At 72.4% G+C, this 19,845-nt stretch carries 19 protein-coding genes and 1 pseudogene; 9 read left to right on the top strand and 11 right to left on the bottom strand.

The features are described 5' to 3' along the window. Positions 1–135: 135 nt before the first annotated feature. The 5 genes from SMD11_RS19795 to SMD11_RS19775 all read right to left on the bottom strand — a co-directional run bounded on the left by SMD11_RS19795 (position 136) and on the right by SMD11_RS19775 (position 4,184). Complete coding sequence (locus SMD11_RS19795; protein WP_087927711.1) at positions 136–924, bottom strand: VIT1/CCC1 transporter family protein; 789 nt, start codon at positions 922–924, stop codon at positions 136–138. A 50-nt stretch (positions 925–974) separates the two neighbouring features. Beyond that, positions 975–1,754 (bottom strand): class I SAM-dependent methyltransferase, encoded by a 780-nt coding sequence (locus SMD11_RS19790; protein WP_087927710.1) that lies wholly within the window; start codon positions 1,752–1,754, stop codon positions 975–977. Positions 1,755–1,831: 77 nt separating this feature from the next. Beyond that, complete coding sequence (locus SMD11_RS19785) at positions 1,832–2,806, bottom strand: ABC transporter permease subunit (protein WP_087927709.1); 975 nt, start codon at positions 2,804–2,806, stop codon at positions 1,832–1,834. Then, entirely contained in the window at positions 2,803–3,714 is a 912-nt protein-coding gene (locus SMD11_RS19780) for an ABC transporter ATP-binding protein (RefSeq protein WP_087927708.1), read from the bottom strand. Before SMD11_RS19780 ends, SMD11_RS19785 begins: the two co-directional genes overlap by 4 nt. Next, the gene (locus SMD11_RS19775) at positions 3,711–4,184 is read right to left on the bottom strand and encodes a GntR family transcriptional regulator (protein ID WP_087927707.1); all 474 of its coding nucleotides are present in this window, start codon (positions 4,182–4,184) and stop codon (positions 3,711–3,713) included. Before SMD11_RS19775 ends, SMD11_RS19780 begins: the two co-directional genes overlap by 4 nt. Positions 4,185–4,531: 347 nt before the next feature. On the opposite strand from SMD11_RS19775, the gene SMD11_RS19770 reads away from it, so the two are divergent. Both SMD11_RS19770 and SMD11_RS19765 read left to right on the top strand, forming a co-directional pair. Further along, positions 4,532–4,828, top strand: coding sequence for a hypothetical protein (locus SMD11_RS19770; protein WP_087927706.1), 297 nt, complete (start codon positions 4,532–4,534; stop codon positions 4,826–4,828). 229 nt (positions 4,829–5,057) lie between these two features. Continuing rightward, entirely contained in the window at positions 5,058–5,738 is a 681-nt protein-coding gene (locus SMD11_RS19765) for a hypothetical protein (RefSeq protein ID WP_087927705.1), read from the top strand. 60 nt (positions 5,739–5,798) lie between these two features. Here SMD11_RS19765 and SMD11_RS36455 read toward each other — a convergent pair whose 3' ends face one another. Next, positions 5,799–6,200, bottom strand: a complete 402-nt coding sequence (locus SMD11_RS36455) for a hypothetical protein (protein ID WP_234366093.1) — start codon at positions 6,198–6,200, stop codon at positions 5,799–5,801. A gap of 1,005 nt (positions 6,201–7,205) precedes the next feature. Here SMD11_RS36455 and SMD11_RS19755 point away from each other — a divergent pair. The 6 genes from SMD11_RS19755 to SMD11_RS19730 all read left to right on the top strand — a co-directional run bounded on the left by SMD11_RS19755 (position 7,206) and on the right by SMD11_RS19730 (position 10,920). Next, positions 7,206–7,409: a hypothetical protein gene (locus SMD11_RS19755; protein WP_087927703.1), complete on the top strand. Its 204-nt coding sequence runs from the start codon at positions 7,206–7,208 to the stop codon at positions 7,407–7,409. Positions 7,410–7,419: 10 nt separating this feature from the next. Then, positions 7,420–7,947, top strand: a complete 528-nt coding sequence (locus SMD11_RS19750) for a DUF6879 family protein (RefSeq protein ID WP_087930613.1) — start codon at positions 7,420–7,422, stop codon at positions 7,945–7,947. After that, entirely contained in the window at positions 7,944–8,786 is an 843-nt protein-coding gene (locus SMD11_RS19745; RefSeq protein ID WP_087927702.1) for a helix-turn-helix domain-containing protein, read from the top strand. Before SMD11_RS19750 ends, SMD11_RS19745 begins: the two co-directional genes overlap by 4 nt. Before the next feature lie 166 nt (positions 8,787–8,952). Next, complete coding sequence (locus tag SMD11_RS19740) at positions 8,953–9,258, top strand: hypothetical protein (protein WP_087927701.1); 306 nt, start codon at positions 8,953–8,955, stop codon at positions 9,256–9,258. 167 nt (positions 9,259–9,425) lie between these two features. Continuing rightward, the gene (locus SMD11_RS19735; RefSeq protein WP_234366092.1) at positions 9,426–10,460 is read left to right on the top strand and encodes a methyltransferase domain-containing protein; all 1,035 of its coding nucleotides are present in this window, start codon (positions 9,426–9,428) and stop codon (positions 10,458–10,460) included. Between the two features lie 25 nt (positions 10,461–10,485). After that, a complete protein-coding gene (locus tag SMD11_RS19730; protein WP_087927700.1) occupies positions 10,486–10,920 on the top strand; it encodes a VOC family protein in 435 nt (144 codons plus the stop codon). 72 nt (positions 10,921–10,992) lie between these two features. On the opposite strand, the pseudogene SMD11_RS19725 reads toward SMD11_RS19730, so the two are convergent. The 4 genes and pseudogenes from SMD11_RS19725 to SMD11_RS19705 form a co-directional block, all read right to left on the bottom strand. Continuing rightward, positions 10,993–13,025 (bottom strand): annotated as a pseudogene (locus SMD11_RS19725) (PTS fructose transporter subunit IIABC). 307 nt (positions 13,026–13,332) lie between these two features. Then, positions 13,333–14,307 (bottom strand): 1-phosphofructokinase, encoded by a 975-nt coding sequence (gene pfkB, locus SMD11_RS19715; protein WP_087927698.1) that lies wholly within the window; start codon positions 14,305–14,307, stop codon positions 13,333–13,335. Next, positions 14,304–15,065 carry a DeoR/GlpR family DNA-binding transcription regulator gene (locus tag SMD11_RS19710; protein WP_087927697.1) on the bottom strand — a complete coding sequence of 254 codons (762 nt, stop codon included), beginning with the start codon at positions 15,063–15,065 and terminating at the stop codon, positions 14,304–14,306. The genes pfkB and SMD11_RS19710 overlap by 4 nt, the downstream gene beginning before the upstream one ends. Positions 15,066–15,291: 226 nt before the next feature. Beyond that, positions 15,292–16,827, bottom strand: coding sequence for an MFS transporter (locus tag SMD11_RS19705; protein WP_087927696.1), 1,536 nt, complete (start codon positions 16,825–16,827; stop codon positions 15,292–15,294). Positions 16,828–16,922: 95 nt separating this feature from the next. Between SMD11_RS19705 and SMD11_RS19700 the strand changes: the two genes are divergently transcribed. Continuing rightward, positions 16,923–17,906, top strand: coding sequence for a helix-turn-helix transcriptional regulator (locus tag SMD11_RS19700; RefSeq protein ID WP_087927695.1), 984 nt, complete (start codon positions 16,923–16,925; stop codon positions 17,904–17,906). 102 nt (positions 17,907–18,008) lie between these two features. Here SMD11_RS19700 and SMD11_RS19695 read toward each other — a convergent pair whose 3' ends face one another. After that, positions 18,009–19,037, bottom strand: a complete 1,029-nt coding sequence (locus SMD11_RS19695) for a sigma-70 family RNA polymerase sigma factor (RefSeq protein ID WP_087927694.1) — start codon at positions 19,035–19,037, stop codon at positions 18,009–18,011. Positions 19,038–19,845 lie beyond the last annotated feature (808 nt).

Raw genomic sequence — 19,845 nt, 5'->3', positions numbered from 1 at the left:
CCGGCGTTTGAGGACCGGGGTCCGGGGCGGAGCCCCGCACGCGGCGGAGCCGCACATCGGATGCAGCGGGAAGGGGCGGGGTGGGGAAAAGGCCCGCCGCAGGCGCACCCCACCCGCACCCACCCGCACCCGCCCTCAAACCCCCACCGCCCCCAGCAACGACCCCGCCCCATACGTAACCCCCATAGCCACCACCCCACCCCCCGCATTGCGCAACACCGCCCGCCAAACCCCCGCCCGCCCCATCCGCGCACTCCCCCACCCGCACAGCGCCAGCGCTGCCAGCACCGCCACCACCGTGACCGGCAGCCGGACACCCGGTGGGGGCAGGACGATCGCGAGGAGCGGGAGCAGCGCGCCCGCCGTGAAGGCGAGGAAGCTCGCGCCGGCGGCCTGCCAGGGGCTGGTGAGTTCGTCGGGGTCGATGCCGAGTTCGACCTCGGCGTGGGCGCGGAGCGCGTCGTGCTCGGTGAGCTGTTCGGCGACCTCGCGGGCGAGTCCGGTGGTGAGGCCCTTGCCCTCCAGGAGCTCGGTGAGCTCGTCGAGTTCGGCCTGCGGGGCCGCGACGAGCTCCTTGCGCTCCAGGGCGAGCGCGGCCTGTTCCGAGTCGCGCTGGGTGCTCACCGAGACGTACTCGCCGGCGGCCATGGACAGGGAGCCGGCCAGCAGCCCGGCGAGCCCGGCGGTCAGCAGCGTGCCGCGCGCGTCGGTGGCCCCGGCGACGCCGACGACGAGGCCGGCGGTGGAGACCACGCCGTCGTTGGCGCCGAGGACGGCGGCGCGCAGCCGGTTGAGGCGGTTGCCGAGGGCGCCGCCCTCGTGGGGCTCGGCGTGGGACCCGGCGTCGGACCCGGCGGGCGCCGGGGAGGCCGCCTCGTCGCGTGGGCCGTCGTGACGGGGGACGCCGGGCTTGTCATCGCTCACCAGCCGAGACTCTCACCCGTCCCCCGCTCACGCGGCCGGACGCACCCCCGTCACCCGGGCAGGCTCACCCGGATCTTCGACTGGCCGTGCGGGCGGGTCTCCCAGTCCTCCATGAAGCGGCCGCGCAGCCCGTGCTTCTCGGCGAGGGCGATCAGGGTCTGGGTGCGGTAGTAGAAGTCCTCGCGGAGCACCTGGTGCTCCGCGCCCTCCGTGCGGTCGAAGGTGAAGTCGAAGAAGCCGCCGGGGGCGAGCACGCGGCCGACGTGGGCCAGGCACTCCTCGATGACCTCGATCGGCGAGTGCGAGAAGACGCTGTGCGCGTGCACGACGTCGAAGTGGGCGTCGGGGAGGAAGTCGAGCGTGAGGTTCTGGGTGATGGTGAGGTGGGGCAGCTTGTCCTGGAGGCCGTAGGTCGTCAGGGTCTGCTTGGCGGAGATGAGGATGTCGGGCGAGATGTCGATGCCGTAGTAGTTGCCGGCGTCGAGGTGGTCGATGAAGAGGCGGCCCGCGCGGAGGTTGCCGCAGCCGATGTCGAGCATGCGGTGGTGCGGGGCGAGGCCGTGCTCGCTGAGGTAGTCGAACTGCATCTTGCCGAGGGCGAGCCAGCGGTCGTGGCTGCGGCTGCCGACGGCGGCCTCGGGGTTGCGGGCGGTGTCGGAGGCCATGACCGCGCGGTAGTAGTCGACGTGGTCGGGGTGCTTCAGACGCAGCCAGGTGTCACGGGCGTGGCGCTTGAGGTAGGGGGCGATGCGTGCCGGGTTGGTGACCGCGTAACGGACCTTGTGGCTGAGGTGGCTGCGGTTCTTGAGCATGGCTTTGGGCGAAGACATGGGGGTGGACCTCCTTCGAACGGGACGAGCGGAACAGGCAGTACAGGAAGGGCGTACGGGAAGGGGAAGACGCCGCGTCAGATGACGGCGCGGCGCCGCAGCACGACGCAGATCAGCGCGAACAGCGCGGCGGCCAGCCCGAGGAAGACCGCGGTCTCGATCCACTGGAAGACCCAGAAGTCGCTGCTGGGATAGACCTTGTGGTACCGGCCGACGAAGCCCTTCTGGGCCATGCAGGTCTTCAGGTCGGGCAGGCCCTCGCCCCAGGGGCAGGCGTCCGCGACCGGGTGCTTGCGGCCGGCGCCGTCGATGAAGCCGAACTCGCCGGTCGACCAGGCGCTGCGGACGTTCTCCCGGGGCGCGTCGCCCTGGCTGATCCGGGCCGTGGGCTCGATCCAGTCGGCCCGGAAGGTGTTGAGCAGGAAGCGCAGTCCGGCGACGACGCCGAGGACGGCGCCCATGGCGGGCAGGGTGCGGCGGATCAGCAGTCCGGCGGCCGTGCCGGCGACGAGGCCGAACAGGGCGCAGGCGACGGCGGCGGGGCCGGTGGCGTTGAAGATGTAGCCGTCGTGCCAGTAGAGCCCGTCCAGCATGTTGGAGATCGGCGACCACCACCAGGCGACGAGCGCGGCGAGGACGGCCGAGCCGAGGACCGAGCAGAGGGCGGCGAGCCCGAAGCGGGCGGTGAACCAGCGGCGGAGGCCGACGCCCTGGGTGAGGGCGAGCTTCCAGGTGCCGCTCTCCAGCTCGCGGCCGAGCAGCGGCGCGCCCCAGAAGATGCCGATGATCACGGGGAGGGCGGCGCTGAGGGTGCCGAGGGCGACGATGCCGTCGTCGTTGTCGCTCAGCAGCCGCTGGGCCTGGTCGAGGTCGGTGCCGGAGCACTCCTCGGCGTCCCAGCCCTTGCAGACCTCGAAGTGGTGGCTGTCGATGAACGACATCATGTCCGCGCGCTGGAACGCGACCCACGCCACGCAGGCGAGGAGGAGCGCGGCGCCGGTCAGGATGAGTGTGCGCTGCTGGCGCCAGGCCAGCCAGAGGGAGCCTTTCACGCGGCCGCTCCGTGACGGCCGGTGTCTTCGGGGCGGTCGGAACGCAGGTAGGCGAGCAACAGTTCTTCCAGGGAGGGGGTTTCGGTGATCCAGCGGTCGCCGGCGGGCGCGGTGCCCCGGACGAACGCGCTGACCTGGCGGCCGGTGACGGTGGCCTCGACGATCCCGGCCCGGTCGAGGCCGGCGGGCAGCCCGTCCTCGGTGGAGGTGTCGGCGAGGCCGGTGAACCGTACGTGCTCCTCGCAGAGCCGCTGGACGTCGCCGTCGAGCCGTACGCCACCGTGCTTGAGCAGCAGCACGTGGTCGCAGACGCTCTCCAGTTCGGACAGGACGTGCGAGGAGATCACGACGGTGGTGCCGCGTTCGGCGACCTCCTCCATGACCAGGCCCATGGCCTCGATGCGCACGAGCGGGTCGAGGTCGGCGAGCGGCTCGTCGAGGAGGAGCAGCTCGGGGCGCTTGCCGAAGGCGACGGCGAGCGCGACGCGGGTGGCCTGGCCCTGGGAGAGGGTGCCGATCCGGACGTCGAAGGGGATGTCGCCGGCCCGGACGATGCGCTCGGCGGCGGCCTGGTCCCAGTCGCCGTTGAGCTCGCGGCCGAAGCGGAGGGTGTCGGCGACGGTGAAGCGCGGGTAGAGCGGCTTGTCCTGGGCGAGGAACGCGGTACGGGCGCGGGCCTCGTCGCTGCCGGGGACGGCGCCGAAGACGCTCAGCTCACCGGTGGTGGGGTGGAGCAGGCCGGTCGCGAGGTGGAAGAGGGTGCTCTTGCCGGCGCCGTTGGGGCCGACGAGGGCGGTGATCTTCCCGGCGGGCACGGCGAATTCGCAGTCGCGCAGCGCCCACCGGCTGCGGAACCTGCGGCCGAGGCCCGTGGCCCGCAGGGCCGTGGGGACGGTCGGGTCGGTCACGTGTCTTCCTCCATGGACTGCGGTGATCGGCGGGTCGCCCGTTCGGGCGATGGCGTGGGCCCGGGACCGGGCCCCGGGGCAGCGGGGGCGACCGCGAACGTGGCGTCGAGGGCGGCCTCGGTGAGCGCCTCGATGTCCTCCCGCTCCAGCCCGGCCGCGCGGGCGCGCGCCACCCAGACGACGGCCTCCGCGCGCAGCGGTGAGTCGGCCCCGGCGGCGGCCCGGGACAGCGACCGCTGCACGAACGTCCCCTGTCCGGGCCGTGGCTCGACCAGCCCCTCGCGCTCCAGCTCCCGGTAGGCGCGGAGCACGGTGTTGGGGTTGATCGCGACGGCCGCCACCACCTCTCTGGCGGTGGGGAGCCGGTCGCCCGGCTCCAGTGCACCCAGGCGCAGGGCTTGCCTGACCTGGTGCACGAGCTGGAGATAGGTCGCTACACCACTGCGCCGATCTATCCGGAATGCGATCATTTCGCACACTCGTTTCACTAAGGTGTTAGTGGAATGATGCGAGGGTACGACGATGACGTCAAATCACCACAGAAAGTATCCGGCTGATCACACAGCGGTACGAGCGGCGCGGTGCGGGGGTGGCCGGAAGGGACCGGCGCCCGCCAGGGCACGGAGGCGCTCCCCCCGGGCCGAGCCCCGGGTGGGGGTGCGAGCCGCCGCCTGACGACCCGCCCCGCCCGTCACGCCGCGTGAAACCCGGACACGCCCGCGCGGGACACCCTCGGGGCGCCGCTCCCACACGCCCGTTCCCGGGAGTCGGGGCCGGGCCCATCATCGGGGCAGGTACCGAGAAGAGAGGCAACCCCATGAAATCGAGGGCATCGCGCCTCGTCCCGGCGGCGGCGCTCACGGCGGGCCTGCTGCTGGCCGGAGCGTCGGGGGCGGCCGTCGCGACTCCGTCGGAGGCGTCCCCGAGCGCGACCGCCAGCCCTGGGGGCACGTCGGACAACCAGCTGACACGGGCGAGTTGGACAACGCGTGGCGAGTACTACCACAACCAGGACTGCTGCCACGGGGCAGGCAAGCACGGTAAGCAAAAGGGCGAGTGGCACGAGTACAAGTGCGAGCGGCACGGCCACTGGTGGTGGCTGCGGGCCAAGTGAACGGCGGACCGGCGACAGCCTTGTGCCCCCGGGGAGTTGCCCGGGGGCACAAGACTGTCACCGGCCATCGGCCCGCCCTTCCGCGGCCCTTCGCTCCCGGGTCAATGCCGTAAACGCGGCGCACCGCCTTTAACCCGTCCGAACCCGTCACTTTTCACACGGTCGGCAGTTCACTCGACATGGAAGTACGCCGGTCATACGGGTACCGGCGCCGACTGGGAGGAATGCTGTGAGCATCGTTCAGAGGGTCGCTGCCGCCGCCACGCTGGTCGTTACCGCTCTCGGGTTCGGGTGCGGGACCGCCTCGGCCGCGGGCCAGGGCGAGGGTTCCACGCACATCTACTGCAACAACCCGTACAACGCCACGCTGGTGGACGCCTCCGGCGGGACCGCGGTGGTGCGTCAGGCGCAGGATCTTCTGGGCATCGGTGTGGGTGGCGACGGCTCGGGCGGGTCCGGGGCCGGTGGCAACGGGGCCGGCGGCAACGCCACCAGCGGTAACGCCAGGGGTGGTTCGGGCGCGGCCGACAACGGCGGCGGCTTCGGCAACATCGGCGGTCCCGTCTTCGGCGACGAGGGCAGCTCGGCCCCGGGCGGCTCCGGTACGAGCGGTCCCGCCTCCGGTGGTCCCGGCAGGGGCGGCGTCGGCACCGGCGGGCCCGGCAGCGGCGGCTCCGGCGCGAGCAGCGGTGCCCAGCACCAGGGCGCCACCGCCAACGGCGGGAAGGGCGGCAGCGCGGACCTGTCCAACGTCCAGCAGGCCAACCACAACCGCTGCGGGCAGAGCACCGACGCCGAGATCAGCCACACGGTCGACAAGAGCACCGCGACCGACAACAGCACGTCGATCGACAAGTCGGTCCGGACGAGCAACCTGCTGGTCGACCGCGGTGCCCGGCCGCGGCACTGAACACGGCTGACATCCCGATGACGAGGCCCTGGGGCGAGCCCCCAGGGCCTTTCGCCGTGCTCAGTCGACGGACCGGCCGCACGTCCGGACGGCGGCCCGGATGGCGGCGATGCGGGCGGGGACGCCGGCCGGGGGCACGCCGGACGACGGCGCCGGCTCGGCCTCGCCCCGGCACTGACGGCAGACGCCGCCGGGGAAGGCTTCGGGGCGGCCGGGCGCGCGGCAGACGGTGCATTCGACGATGCGCAGGGGCGGGCGGGCCGTGGCTGCCACGTCGGCCGGGGGCCGCTCCGGGGGCATCTTGTCGACGAGCCGCCGCCGGGCGAGGGCGCCGGGGCTGTGCACGTCCGGTGGGAGGCCGGCGGTGAGGGCCCGTACGACGTCGGCGTCGTCGGCGCCGAGTTCCAGCCACTGGGTGGCGAGCTCTTCGAGGGCGGAGCATTCGGCGGCGGAGAGGGTCATGCGGGGGTCGGCGCGGCCTACGGAGGCGAGGAGGAGGTAGGCGCGGGTGCGGCTTCGGGTGCGCGGGGGTGCGAGTGGCGGTGGGTCGGGGGCGGGGCGGGGTGGACCCTCCGGGGCTGCATGATTTACGGGCCCCGTTACGCGACGTTGCCCGGTTTCCCGCCGTACGGCCCGCAAATCACGCGTCACGCCCCTTGCCGGGCCCACCCCACCCCGCCCCCTCCCGCCGCACTCCGGCTGCGGGCCGGTGTCGCCCGGCAGGTTTCCGGCCAGGAACGTCTCCCACCATTCGTCACACCTGGCGGCGCGGGAGAAATATGTCCGGGTCACCCAGTTCCAGCTCCCGCCGTCACCCTTGATCCGCTCCGTCACCCGCCGCAGATGCCCGGCCTCCGAGAGGCGCCGCAGTGCGGTGAGGCAGGCGGCCTGCCCGTAGTCGGGAAGCTGTGCGGCCAGGGTCTTGGCGTCCATGGAGGACCCGTCGGGAAGCCGGTCGATGTAGGTGGCGATGGAGGCTTCACGGGGGCGGAGATGGGCGAAGTCGTCCCGGCGGCGGGTGGCTTGATCGGGTACGGATCGCTTGCCGTAGCCGGAAGTCGCGGCGGGATGGGGGTGCGGGGCGCGCGAGGCACCACTAAAGTCGGCGTCAGCCATGGGATCGGCTCCTGCGATCTCGGTGGTCAGACCCCGGACCCGGTGTTGGCGCACCGACCGGGGTCGTTTGTTGCTGCGAACGCTAGAGCGCGGCGACAGGTCGTTGCAACCCGATCACCCAAAGTGAACGCGCCATGGTATAGGCGGCAGTTGGGAGGGTGGGTGGGTGGTATCCACCACCCGTTCCTCACAAAGAGCGCTCGGGTCCGAGAGCCCGGATCCCGGAGCTCACGGATTGCGCGCAATCAGCGACCGACTCGGGCAGTCGCGCAACATTCGGCAAACAAGTCACGCACCACGGCGGCCACCAGCATTCTGTGAGCCCGGCACCTACCACGAAGGGATGTGGTCATGGCTCTCAGGTTCCTGGGCACGACGTCCGACAACGGGAACTGCCCGACCCTGTACGAGATCGAGGAGACGGGTGACATCGTCGTTCAAGGCGACCTCCTCACCGACCCCCAGCATCTCGATCAGCTCCGGGACGTCAAACGTTCCGAGACGTTCGTCGTCGTCCCACGTGAGCTGCTGACCCGCTTCGCGCCGAAGGAGTGACGTGGAGAAGATGATCCCCTTCGAGGAGGCCGCACACCTCTTCGAAGAATTCGAGCACACGGCGTGGCGCCTGGAGACCCGGCGCGGGTACGCCTCCGATCGCGTGAGCCCCAAATGGGAACGGTTCCAGCACGGGGAGACGCTGGGCTACGAGCCGGACCACCCGTGGCACGCCGGTGTAAGGCGGCAGACCGACGAGGGGAAGCGATTCGAACGGGTCCGCCTCGTGGATGACCCACCGACCGAGGGGCAGCGCTTTCTGCTGGCCTCAGGCCTGGGAAACGTCGAGGCGGGCGAAGACATCCGGAACATGTACCGCGCCGAGGCCCGCCGCCTCGGGCTGCCGGACTACGACTTCTGGTTGTTCGACTCCCGCATCGTCATGAAGTTCGTCATCGACGACCAGGACGAGACGCTCGGCGTGTACCTTCTCGAGGACGCCGCGACGGTCGTCCACGCCTGCCAGGTCAGAGACAAGGCCTGGCACTACGCAATCCCCACAGTCGAGTTCCAGGCACAGGTACCTTCGACTGTGTGAGCACCGATTTCCAGGCAGGCCGGGTAGCCCTCGGTGCGCGGCTGCGCGAGCTGCGCACCGAGGCCGGCCTCAACGGAAAGGACCTGGCTGTCCGCCTCGGCTGGCAACAGTCCAAGGTCTCCCGCCTGGAGCACGGCAAGCAGACCGCGACCGCCGAGGACCTGAAGGCGTGGGCGCGGGAAGCCGACGCCCCGGACGAGGCAAGCGACCTGCTGGCCCGGCTGAACGGCCTGGAGTCGCAGCAGCGTTCATGGCGCCGCCAACTCGCCTCCGGCCACCGTGGCGTACAGGAGCGGTACGTCGTCGAGTACCGCAGCACCGCTCTGATACGCGGATATGAGGCCACGGTCGTTCCCGGCCTCTTCCAGACCCCCGGCTATGCCCGGCATCTCCTCATGCACAACTCCGAGTTGATGCAGTCGCCGAGGGACACCGACGCCGCGGTGCGGGGACGGATGCAGCGGCAAGAGGTGCTGTACCAGCCCGGCCGAACCTTCCACGTCATGGTGTGGGAGGGCGCCCTGCACGCGCTGATCTGCCCACGCGAGGTCATGGCCGGACAGCTCGATCGACTTGTGAGCCTGATCGGGCTCGACCGCGTGCACCTCAGCGTCATCCCGCTCGGAGCGCCACTCGCGCTGTCCCCGAAGCACGGCTTCTGGATCTTCGACGACAGTCGGGTGGTCGTCGAGACCGTCAACACCGAGCTGCACCTCGAATCCGATGAGGACGTCGCCCTGTACAGGCGAGTGTGGGACCGGCTCAACGGATCCGCTGTGAGTGGGGCCCAGGCACACCGTTTGATCGCCCGGGCGAGGGCGGCAGTGACTTCCACGTAGGCAATCCCGGGCAACCACGCGGACCGTCGCGCAATAGTGCGCAATCGGCACGCGGAGGCAGCACCACCATCCCTACTTTCGGCACATGAACACAAGGGTTGTTCCCGTATCCCACGGCAGCGCGCCGCCCACGGAAGCTGCCGAAAGGCACACACGCACACCTTGCATGGAGTGCTTCCGGCTCACCCTCACCCGTGTCACCGCCGTGCGGGACGGACGCTGGGAGGACGCCTTCACGTCGGTGGAGAGCGAGAAGCGGCACCGGCAGGAAACCCACCCCGGCACCGAGCGAGCCGGACACCCGGAGGAGCATGCGATGAGCCACCAGCCGATCACCCGATACGCACAGGGCGGCGGTCACGGCAGGCCCGACGACGACGGGGACGGGCTCCCCGGGCAGCCGTGGACGCCGACCGACGAGCCGACCCCCGACGGGTCGACTCCCCCTGGTGGCGGGACACACGGGAAGTGACCGCCCCGGCCGAGCGGACAACAGGACGTGGCCGGGACGCGCTGCGTCGGCAGCTGGTCGGATCCGGCTCGCTCACGCCCTCGTGGATCCCGGCCTTCGAGGCCGTGGACAGGGCCGGTTTTCTGCCCGACGTCATGTGGCCGCACGATATGGCGACCGGTCGCAGCGTGACCGTGGACAGGGACCGGGAGCCGGATGTCTGGCGGACGTACGCCGAGTCCGACGTCCCCATCGTCACCCAGTGGGACGACGGGGCCCACGCCGGGACCGAACCCGGGCAGTCTTTCAGCTCCTCCTCGTCCATGCCGAGCCTGGTCTTCGACATGCTCACGGATCTGGACGTCCACGAGGGGCAACGGGTACTGGAGATCGGCACGGGCACCGGGTGGAACGCGGGGCTGCTAGCGCACCGGGTCGGGGCGGGGAACGTGGTCACCGTCGAGGTGGACAGAGCGGTCGCGGATTCCGGCCGGGAAGCCCTGCGGCGCGCGGGGCTGCCCGTTCGCGTCCTGCACCGGGACGGATTCCTGGGCTTCCCGGAGCGCGCGCCGTACGACCGGGTCATCGCCACGTGCGGCCTGCGGGACATCCCGTTCGCATGGGTCGCACAGACCACACCGGGCGGGGTGATCCTCGTCCCCTGGGGTACGTACTACGGTCCGGCCGAGGCCACGGTCCGGCTGGTCGTCTCCGAGGACGGCCGCAGCGCGTCCGGGCCGTTCACACGGCCGGTGGGCTTCATGCGGATGCGTGCGCAACGGCTCGTACGGCGGGCGCACGCCGCGTATGTGCCACCGGGCGCGATGGACCGCGCCGAAACCTCGGTCACCACCCTGAGGACGGCCGACGCGGCTGGATTCGTGAAAGGCCTGCTCATGCCTGGCGTCACCCACGTCGCCGACCGCGAGCGGGACGGCCGGCGTGCTGTGTGGCTGTACGGGCTCTCGGACACTTCCTGGGCCGTGGCTGTCTTCCGCGACGGGCATGAGCAGGCCAAGGTCTGTCAGAGCGGGCCGCGCCGCCTCTGGGACGAGCTGGAGGAAGCCCACCGGTGGTGGGAGGGCAAGGGCCGGCCCGGGTTCGAGCGGTTCGGGCTGACCGTCACGGAGGGAGGGCGCGGCAGCGTCTGGCTGGACGAGCCGGCGGCCGTTCTCCGACGGGACGGCATCTCGAATCCCATGGGAAATCAGGGGGCTCGTTGAACGCGCGCGCCACTATGGTGGTCCGATGACATCGGTCAAGCAGTTCCAAGTGACCTTCGACTGCGCGGATCCTGAGCGCGTCGCTCGTTTTTGGTGTGAGGTGCTGGGGTATGTCGTCCCGCCGCCACCGGAGGGGTTCGCCACTTGGGACGAATTCGAGCGCACGCTGCCCGCCGAGCGTCAGGGCGCGTCATTCGTCTGCATCGATCCCACGGGTGTGGGCCCGCGCCTGTACTTCCAGCGCGTCCCCGAAGGCAAGGCCGTCAAGAACCGGCTGCATCTCGACGTACGGGTCGGCACCGGGCTGGTGGGTGAGGAGCGCCTCGCCGCGCTTGAGGCCGAGTGCGCGCGGCTGATCCCGCTCGGCGCGGTACGCGGGCAATTGCTGCTTGCCGATGGCGAGAACGAGTCGTGCCTCAACATGCAGGACGTCGAGGGCAACGAGTTCTGCCTCGACTGAGGGCCGGAGGTCCTACGGGCTGGTGGTGGGGTGCCGTCCGGCGAGGCCTCCGGACGGCACCCCATCGGCCCGTCAGGAATCAGCCGCCTCCGCCGTCGCGTTCCCCGGCCGGGAAACCGGCCCGCGCAAGGACTTGAGCGCGACCACCGACCCGGCCGCGACCGCCACACCCGCCGCGATCGCGACCAGGTACAGGAACGGCGCGCCGATCAGGGGGACGACGAACACGCCGCCGTGCGGGGCGCGGAGGGTACAGCCGAAGGCCATCGACAGGGCGCCGGTCACCGCGCCGCCCGCCATCGCGGACGGGATCACGCGCAGGGGGTCGGCCGCCGCGAACGGGATCGCGCCCTCGGTGATGAACGACGCGCCCAGCACCCACGCCGCCTTGCCGTTCTCCCGCTCCGTCGCCGTGAACAGGCGGCCGCGCACGGTCGTGGCCAGTGCCAGGGCCAGTGGCGGGACCATGCCGGCCGCCATGACCGCCGCCATCACCTTGAGGCTGCCGTCGTTGGGGTGCGCGAGGCCGCCGACCGCGAAGGCGTACGCGCACTTGTTGAGCGGGCCGCCCAGGTCGAAGCACATCATCAGGCCCAGGATCACGCCCAGGATGACGGCGTTGGCGCCGGACAGGCCCGCCAGCCAGTCGGTGAGCGCCTTCTGGAGCGAGGCGACCGGCTTGCCGACCACCAGGAACATCAGGAAGCCGACCACCGCCGAGGAGAGCAGCGGGATCACCACCACCGGCATGATCCCGCGCAGCACCGGCGGTACGTCCACCCGCCGCACGGCCAGCACGGCCGCGCCCGCGAGCAGGCCGGCGATCAGGCCGCCGAGGAAGCCCGCGTTGACGGTGAGGGCGATCGCGCCGCCGACGAAGCCGGGGACCAGGCCCGGCCGGTCGGCCATCCCGTACGCGATGTAGCCGGCCAGTACGGGCACGAGGAAGCCGAACGCGGCGCCGCCGGTCTGGAACAGCAGCGCGGCCCAGCTCGCGGACTCCGTCCACACGAAGTGACTCGCCACGGACGGCGCCTTGTTCACCTCGTACCCGCCGATGGCGAACGCGAGCGCGATGAGCAGGCCGCCCGCGGCGACGAACGGGACCATGTAGCTGACACCGGTCATCAGCCACGTGCGGAGGCGGGTGGCGAAGCCGTCGCCCGCCTCGGCGCCCGCGTCCATGGGCGCGGGCGCGGACGCCGCGGCCGGCTCGGGCGCCGGGCCGTGCGCGGCCTTTTCCCGTACCTCCGCGATCAGCTCGGCCGCCCTGTTCACCCCGGCCTTCACCCCGACGTCGACGACCGGCTTGCCCGCGAAGCGCGCCCTGTCCCGGACCTCGACGTCGTGCGCGAGGATCACGCCGTCCGCCCGTGCGATCACCTCCGCGTCGAGCGCGACGAAGCCCGCCGAGCCCTGCGTCTCCACCACCAGCTCGACGCCCGCGTCCCGCGCGGCCTGTTCGAGCGCCTGGGCGGCCATGTAGGTGTGGGCGATGCCGGTGGGGCAGGAAGTGACCGCGACTATGCGGAAGGGGGCCGGGCCGCCGCCTGGTCCTCGGCCGGTGCCGGATCAGCCGGATCAGCCGTTTCAACGGATGCCGTCGCCTGCGTCCGCTCCGGCACCCGCTCCTCCGATATCGGCTCCGGTGCCTGCCCCTCCGGCTCCTCCCCCCTGATCAGCGCCGCCACCCTCCCCGCGTCCTCCGCCGAGCGCAGCGCCTCCGTGAACTCCGGCACCATCAAGCGGCGCGCCAGGCTCGACAGGATCGTGAGGTGGTCGCTGTCCGCCCCCGCCGGTGCCGCGATGAGGAAGATCAGGTCGGCCGGGCCGTCCGGGGCGCCGAAGTCGACGCGGGCGGCCGAGCGGCCGAAGGCGAGCGTGGGTTCGGTGACATGGGCGCTGCGGCAGTGGGGGATGCCGATGCCGCCGTCGAGCCCGGTCGGCATCTGCGCCTCGCGCGCGGCGACGTCGGCGAGGAACCCGTCGAGGTCGGTGACGCGCCCGAGCTCCCGCATCCGCTCGGCCAGCGATCTCGCCGCCGCTTCCTTGGTGTCGGCGGCCAGGTCGAGATCGACCAGTGCCGCCGTGATCAGCTCACTCAACGCGGGCTCCCTTGCTCGCGGTCGCGCCCTACGGGCGGTGGGGGAAAGGGTGGGGGGACAGGCAGGAGAGGCAGCCGTCACTCACCGGTCCGGCCGGCGCTCCCGGGTCGGGGCGCGACGGGGCCCGCGCAGTACGGGCCTTCGGGGCCCGGCCGTGCGGCGCGGGCCCGGGTGAGGGGCGCCAGCGCCGCCGTGAGCGTCACGACCAGCCGGCGTATCCACCGGTCCCGGCGCCGCGCGGCCACCCGGCGCCGGCGGCCCGCGGCCGCGCAGCGGGACCTCGCCGCACCGGCGGCGCAGCGCGAGGTCACGAGACCGGTCCCGTCGGCGCGGGCGCCGGCACCGGCTCCGTCAGCGCGCGGTCCCACGGCACGTCGGACGTGACCGTGACCGCCGACGGGTCGAGGTCGGAGGGCGCCGGCATCGCGCTGCCCGGCAGCTGGACCGCGGCCGCGCCATGGGCGAGGGCCGCGGCCAGGGCCTTCTGGCCGGTGCCGCCCGCGGCGAGGAAACCGGCCAGGGAGGCGTCGCCCGCACCGACGTTGCTGCGGACGGCGGGCACCCGGGCGGTGCCGAAGTACGTGCCGGAGTCGTCGACCAGCAGCTGGCCGTCCGCGCCGAGGCTGGCCAGGACGGAGCGCGCGCCCAGCGCCCGTAGCGCCCGCGCGGCCCCGGCGGCGTCGCCGACCGTGGCCAGCGGGCGGCCCACCGCCTGGGCGAGCTCCTCCGCGTTGGGCTTGACGACGTCGGGGCGTTCGCGGAGCGCGGCGGTCAGGGACGGGCCCGAGGTGTCCAGGGCGATCCGCGCGCCGGCGGCGTGGGCGCGGGCCACCAGCTGCCCGTACCACTCGGGCGCGAGGCCGCGCGGCAGGCTGCCGCAGCAGGCGATCCAGTCCGCGCCGGACGACCGTTCCCGCACGGCGACCAGCAGGGACTCGGCCTCCCCGGCGGTGAGTTCGGGGCCCGCCGCGTTCACCTTGGTGAGGGTGCCGTCCGGCTCGGCGACGGCGATGTTGACCCGGGTCGAGCCCTGTACGGGCACGCCCGCGACCTCGATGCCGCGCTCGCCGAGCAGCCGCGCCAGCAGCGCGCCCTCGGGGCCGCCGAGCGGCAGCACCGCGACGGTGCGGCGGCCGGCGGCGGCCACCGCGCGGGAGACGTTGACGCCCTTGCCGCCGGGGTCGACCCGGTCCGTCCCGGCGCGCAGCACCGCGCCGCGCTCCAGCCGCGGGACCTCGTACGTGCGGTCCAGGCTCGGGTTGGGGGTGACGGTGAGGATCATGCGCGGACCACCGCCGGGCCCGCGGCCTCGACGGCGCGGGCGTCCTCGGCGGCGAGGCCCGTGTCGGTGATCACCAGGTCGACCTCGTCGAGGCCGGCGAAGCGCGCGAAGTGCCGCTGCCCGTACTTGCCGGAGTCGGCGAGGAGCACGACCCGCCGGGCGGCCGCGACGACCGCCCGCTTGACCGCGGCCTCGGCCGGGTCGGGGGTGGTGAGCCCGCCCTCGGGCGAGAAGCCGTTGGTCGCGACGAAGGCGACGTCGGCGTGGATCTCGGCGTACGCGCGCAGGGCCCAGGCGTCGACGGCCGCGCGCGTACGGTGCCGTACCCGCCCGCCGACGAGGTGGAGCTCGATGCCGGGGTGGTCCGCGAGGCGGGCGGCGACCGGAAGGGCGTGGGTGACGACGGTGAGGGAGGAGTCCAGCGGGAGCAGGGCCGCCAGGCGGGCCGCCGTCGTCCCGGCGTCGACGACGACGCTGCCCTCGGGCGGCAGCTCCGCGAGCGCGGCCCGCGCGATGGCGTCCTTCTCGTCCGCCGCCGTGGTCTCGCGCTCGGCGAGGTCCGGCTCGAAGTCGAGCCGCCCGGCGGGGATGGCGCCGCCGTGCACCCGGCGCACGAGGCCGGCCCGGTCGAGGGCCTTGAGGTCGCGCCGCACGGTCTCGGCGGTGACCTGGAACTCCTCGGCGAGGGACAGCACCTCCACCCGGCCGCTCTCACGGGCGAGCCGCAGGATCTCCTGCTGACGCTCCGGTCCGTACATGGTTTTGTGTCCGTTCGATGCCCGGGTGTGTGGTTGCCGGCCACGTTACCGCCCGTAAGGCGAAGAAGTAAACAGATTCGGGCGCCGAACGGGCAGAAATGGGCCCGCAGAGGCAGGGGGGAAGGCGGGGAGGAACGGCAAACGCCGGACGGGCCGGCAGAAACCGGCCCGTCCGGCGTCCCGGAACCAGGATCCGGGGCGACGCCCCCGGAAAGCGCGGGCGCGCCTAGACCGCCGCCCGCTCCGTCGTCTTGCCCAGCTCCACACCCGTGTCCGCGTCCGGGACCGCCTCGGCCACCTTCCGCTTCGGCAGCAGGAACATCAGCGCGAACACCACCGCCAGGCCGGCCGCGACCCACCACATCGCGTTGACGAACGCGCTCCCGAAGATGTCCGCGAGCGCCTCCCGCCGCGGGTCGGAGTCGTCCACCACCGAGAAGAAGGCCACGGAGACCAGGCCCAGACCGACCGCGTTGCCGAGCTGCATCGTGGTGTTGATCAGGCCGGACGCCGAACCCGCGTGCTCGCGCGGCACCTCGGAGAGGATGGCGTCCGTGATCGGGGAGACGACCAGGCCCATGCCCGCGCCCATCACGATCAGCGGCAGCGCCATCTGCCAGGAGGCGATGTCGGCGCCGTAGTGGTCGGCCTCCCAGATGTAGATCAGCACACCGGCGGCCATCACCAGCGCGCCGGCCTGGAGGACCTTACGGCCGAAGCGGGGCACCAGCTTCTGCACGGACATGCCGGCGGCCGTCGAGACGGCCACCGAGAACGGTATGCCGGTCAGACCCGCGCGCAGCGCCGACCAGCCGAGGCCGATCTGCATGTACATCGTCCAGACCATGAAGAAGATGCCGGTGGTGACGCCGAAGGCCAGCTGCACGCCGACGCCGCCCGCGAAGCTCTTGACCTTGAACAGCGAGAGCTCGACCAGCGGCGAGCCGTCCTTGCGGGTCTTGTGGCGCTCGTACGCGACGAAGGCGACGAACATCGGCAGCGAGCCCGCCATCGAGACGAAGCCCCACAGCGGCCAGTCGTGCTCGCGGCCCTGGGTGAGCGGGTAGAGCAGCATCAGCAGGGCGACACTGGCCAGGACCATGCCGACGAGGTCCAGCTTGAGCGCCTTGGGCGCCTTGGACTCGACGATGAAGCGGCGGCCGAGGATCAGACCGGCGATGCCGACCGGGAGGTTGATCAGGAAGATCGGGCGCCACTCCAGGCCGAGGATGTTCCACTGGGTGAGCAGGGCGCCCAGCAGCGGGCCGGAGACCGCGCCGAGGCCGACGACCGCGCCGAACATGCCGAAGACCTTGCCGCGCTCGTGGGCGGGGAAGGTGACGTGGATGATCGACAGCACCTGAGGCACCATCAGGGCGCCCATCAGGCCCTGGAGCACCCGGGCGGCGACCAGCAGCTGCGGGTCGCTGACGACGCCGCAGAGCATCGAGGCCAGCGTGAAGCCCCCGATGCCCAGCAGGAATATCTTCTTCCGGCCGTAGATGTCACCGAGCCGGCCACCCGTGATCAGACCGATGGCGAACGCGAGCGCGTACCCCTCGCTGAGCCACTGGAGGACGCTGAAGGACGCGCCGATGTCGCGCTGGATGCTCGGCATCGCGATGTTGACGATGGTGACGTCGACCAGGTCCATGAAGGACGCCGTCATCACGACCGCCAGCGCCAGCCAGCGGCGGCGGGCGGCGGGCGGGGACGCGAGTGGTGCGTCGTGCGGTGAGGCGGGCGGTGATGCGGCGGTCATCGGGCGGTGGCCTTTCCTGGACTTTCGGGTACGTCCCTGACGCTAACCCTCATGTAGGACAGAGCGTGTCCCATATCGCTGGCAGGCTGGGAGACATGACCGACACTCCCGCACGGCTGCTGAATCTGCTCTCCCTGCTCCAGACTCCGCGCGAATGGCCGGGCAGCGAGCTCGCGGAACGGCTCGGGGTCACCACCCGGACGATCCGGCGCGACGTCGAACGCCTGCGGGACCTGGGCTATCCCGTCCAGGCCACGATGGGCGCGATCGGCGGCTACCGGCTGGCGGCGGGCGCGGCGATGCCCCCGCTGGTCCTGGACGACGAGGAGGCCGTGGCCATCGCCGTGGGGCTGCGCGCGGGCGCGGGCCATGCCGTCGAGGGCATCGAGGAGGCGTCGGTACGGGCCCTCGCCAAGCTGGAGCAGGTGCTGCCGTCCCGGCTGCGGCACCGGGTGGCGGCGCTCCAGGCGGCCACGGTCCCGCTCACCCGGGGCGACGGCGCGACCGTCGACCCGCGCACGCTGACGGTGATGGCGGCCGCCGCCACGGGGCAGGAGCGGCTGCGCTTCGCCTACCGCAAGGGGGACGGCACGGAGACGCAGCGGCTGGTCGAGCCGCACCGGCTGGTGAGCACGGGGCGCCGCTGGTACCTCGTCGCGTACGACATCGACCGCGACGACTGGCGGACGTTCCGGGTGGACCGGGTCAGCGAGCCCTTCGCCACGGGGGCGCGCTTCGTCCAGCGGGAGCTGCCGGCGGCGGACGCGGCGGAGTTCATGAGCCGCTCGCTGGCCAGGCTCCAGCCGACCTACCGGGTCGTGGTGGACGTGGAGGCCCCGGCGGCCTTCGTCGCCGCGCGCCTCCCGCGCGCCATCGGCACCCCGGCCCCGGTCGACGACCGGCGGTGCCGGCTCGACATCACGACGGCGGACTCGCTGGAGTGGGTGGCCTTCCGGCTGGCCCTGCTGGACTGCGAATTCCGGGTGCACGAGCCGCGCGAGCTGATCGAGCACCTGGGTGAACTGGGGGCGCGGATCAGCCGGGCGGCCTCGGCGGGAACGGGCTCCACCGGGGCCTGAGCCCACCGCGCGGCGCGCGGTCAGGGGAAGGACCCCGACGCGGGGGGGTGGCGCCGGGGTCCGGTCTATGAGGTTATGCCCTGAAGGCCCGCTCCGCAGAACTCACGCCGCCGCGTCGAAGCCCGTGTCGTGCGCCATCTTCTTCAGTTCCAGCAGCGCGTGCTTCTCGATCTGCCGGATCCGCTCACGCGTGAGCCCGTGCTGCTTGCCCACCTCCGTGAGGGTGCGCTCGCGGCCGTCCTCGATGCCGTAGCGCGCCTTGATGATCGAGGCCGTGCGCTGGTCGAGGCGGCTGATGAGGTCCTCCAGCTCCTCGCTGCGCAGCAGGGCGATCACGGACTGCTCGGGCGACACGGCGGAGGTGTCCTCCAGCAGATCGCCGAACTGGGTGTCGCCCTCGTCGTCCACCGACATGTTGAGGCTGACGGGGTCGCGGGCCCAGTCCAGGACGTCGCCCACGCGCTCGGGCGTGGCGCCGAGCTCGGCGGCGATCTCCGTGTGGTCGGGGTCGCGGCCGTTCTCCCGGTTGAACTCGCGCTGGACACGCCGGATGCGGCCGAGCTCCTCGACGAGGTGGACGGGCAGCCGGATCGTCCGGGACTGGTCCGCGATGGAGCGGGTGATCGCCTGACGGATCCACCACGTGGCGTACGTGGAGAACTTGAAGCCCTTGGTGTAGTCGAACTTCTCGACCGCGCGGACCAGGCCGGCGTTGCCCTCCTGGATCAGGTCGAGCAGGGGCAGGCCGCTGCGCGGGTACCGGCGGGCGACGGCGACGACGAGACGGAGGTTGGACTTGATGAAGACGTCCTTGGCGTGCGCGCCGGCGGCGGCTATCGCCTCCAGCTCCGCGCGGGACGCGCCCTTGTGCGGGGAACCGGCCTCGGCCGCGTCCGCCTCCGCGGCCCCGTCAAGGCCGTCGAGAAGCTGCTGGGCGTAGACGCCCGCCTCTATGGTCTGGGACAGCTCGACCTCCTTCGCGGCGTCGAGCAGGGGCGTGCGCGCGATCTCGTCGAGGTACATGCCGACCAGGTCGCGGTCGGCGATCTCCCCGCTCGCGGCGCGAACGCTGCTCGTCCCCCCAGCGCCCTTGGCGGCGGTCTGACGGCGGGCGACGGCACGGGTTGCCATGCGTGCTCCCTTGCGATGAGTGGGTCGCGGGACGGATGGGGCTCCCAGGGCGGACCCTGTCACGAGTGCCCCGTCCGATGGAAAGAACGACTGGAATCCGGACAGAATTCCCACGGAACGTCTTATTTTTTGTGATCATGCAGTATCCTGCCCGGCCACAGCACGGGAGGCGGGTCTCCGGACCCTACGGAAGCGCAGGTCAGACCCTCTTCGGTCGAGGCGCGGACCGCCGCGCGCGGCGGCGGGCGGGGGCCGCCAGGGGCCGCCGGTGCGCGCTTCCACCCCTCAAGACGACGGGGAGGTCTGTCCGGTTGCGTCGGGGTGTCGGGTCGGCGGGGTGTCGGGTGGGGTGCGCCTGCGGCGGGCTTGTTCCCCACCCCGCCCCTTCCCGAACCGGGGCTCCGCCCCGGACCCCGGTCCTCAATCGCCGGACGGACTGAGTTGTCGCCCGGAACCGGGCAGCGAAACCCGACCGCAAGCAAGGGGAGCGGCCTCCGGCGTACGGAAAGCCGGCGTCGGACAGCGGCAGAATCCAGCCCGGCCGGCGATTGAGGCCACCGCGCGGGCCGCGGAACGGGGGCCCGGGGGCGACCGAGGCCACCACGCGGAGCGCGGAACCGGGGGCCCGGGGGCCACCGAGGCCACCACGCGGAGCGCGGAACCGGGGGCCCGGGGGCGAAGCCCCCGGTTTCGGGAAGGGGCGGGGCTGGGGAACAAGCCCGCCGCAGGCGCCCACCACCGGCACCGTCCCCAGCACCCGCACCCGCGGCCCGGCCCCGGCCCCGGCCCCAATGATCGAGTTGCCCCA

It is taken from the genome of Streptomyces albireticuli, from assembly GCF_002192455.1.
GTDB classification, from domain to species: domain Bacteria; phylum Actinomycetota; class Actinomycetes; order Streptomycetales; family Streptomycetaceae; genus Streptomyces; species Streptomyces albireticuli_B.
The sequence above is the reverse complement of the archived record's forward strand: the minus strand, read 5'-3'. Positions and strand labels throughout refer to the sequence as shown.

What these genes read in the sequence shown, in the direction of transcription:
- SMD11_RS19790 (WP_087927710.1), bottom strand. Translation starts at nt 1,754, where the DNA reads ATGTCTTCGCCCAAAGCCATGCTCAAGAACCGCAGCCACCTCAGCCAC.
- SMD11_RS19775 (WP_087927707.1), bottom strand. Translation starts at nt 4,184, where the DNA reads ATGATCGCATTCCGGATAGATCGGCGCAGTGGTGTAGCGACCTATCTC.
- SMD11_RS19770 (WP_087927706.1), top strand. Translation starts at nt 4,532, where the DNA reads ATGAAATCGAGGGCATCGCGCCTCGTCCCGGCGGCGGCGCTCACGGCG.
- SMD11_RS36455 (WP_234366093.1), bottom strand. Translation starts at nt 6,200, where the DNA reads ATGACCCTCTCCGCCGCCGAATGCTCCGCCCTCGAAGAGCTCGCCACC.
- SMD11_RS19755 (WP_087927703.1), top strand. Translation starts at nt 7,206, where the DNA reads ATGGCTCTCAGGTTCCTGGGCACGACGTCCGACAACGGGAACTGCCCG.
- SMD11_RS19750 (WP_087930613.1), top strand. Translation starts at nt 7,420, where the DNA reads ATGATCCCCTTCGAGGAGGCCGCACACCTCTTCGAAGAATTCGAGCAC.
- SMD11_RS19740 (WP_087927701.1), top strand. Translation starts at nt 8,953, where the DNA reads ATGGAGTGCTTCCGGCTCACCCTCACCCGTGTCACCGCCGTGCGGGAC.
- SMD11_RS19730 (WP_087927700.1), top strand. Translation starts at nt 10,486, where the DNA reads ATGACATCGGTCAAGCAGTTCCAAGTGACCTTCGACTGCGCGGATCCT.
- pfkB (WP_087927698.1), bottom strand. Translation starts at nt 14,307, where the DNA reads ATGATCCTCACCGTCACCCCCAACCCGAGCCTGGACCGCACGTACGAG.
- SMD11_RS19710 (WP_087927697.1), bottom strand. Translation starts at nt 15,065, where the DNA reads ATGTACGGACCGGAGCGTCAGCAGGAGATCCTGCGGCTCGCCCGTGAG.
- SMD11_RS19705 (WP_087927696.1), bottom strand. Translation starts at nt 16,827, where the DNA reads ATGACCGCCGCATCACCGCCCGCCTCACCGCACGACGCACCACTCGCG.
- SMD11_RS19700 (WP_087927695.1), top strand. Translation starts at nt 16,923, where the DNA reads ATGACCGACACTCCCGCACGGCTGCTGAATCTGCTCTCCCTGCTCCAG.
- SMD11_RS19695 (WP_087927694.1), bottom strand. Translation starts at nt 19,037, where the DNA reads ATGGCAACCCGTGCCGTCGCCCGCCGTCAGACCGCCGCCAAGGGCGCT.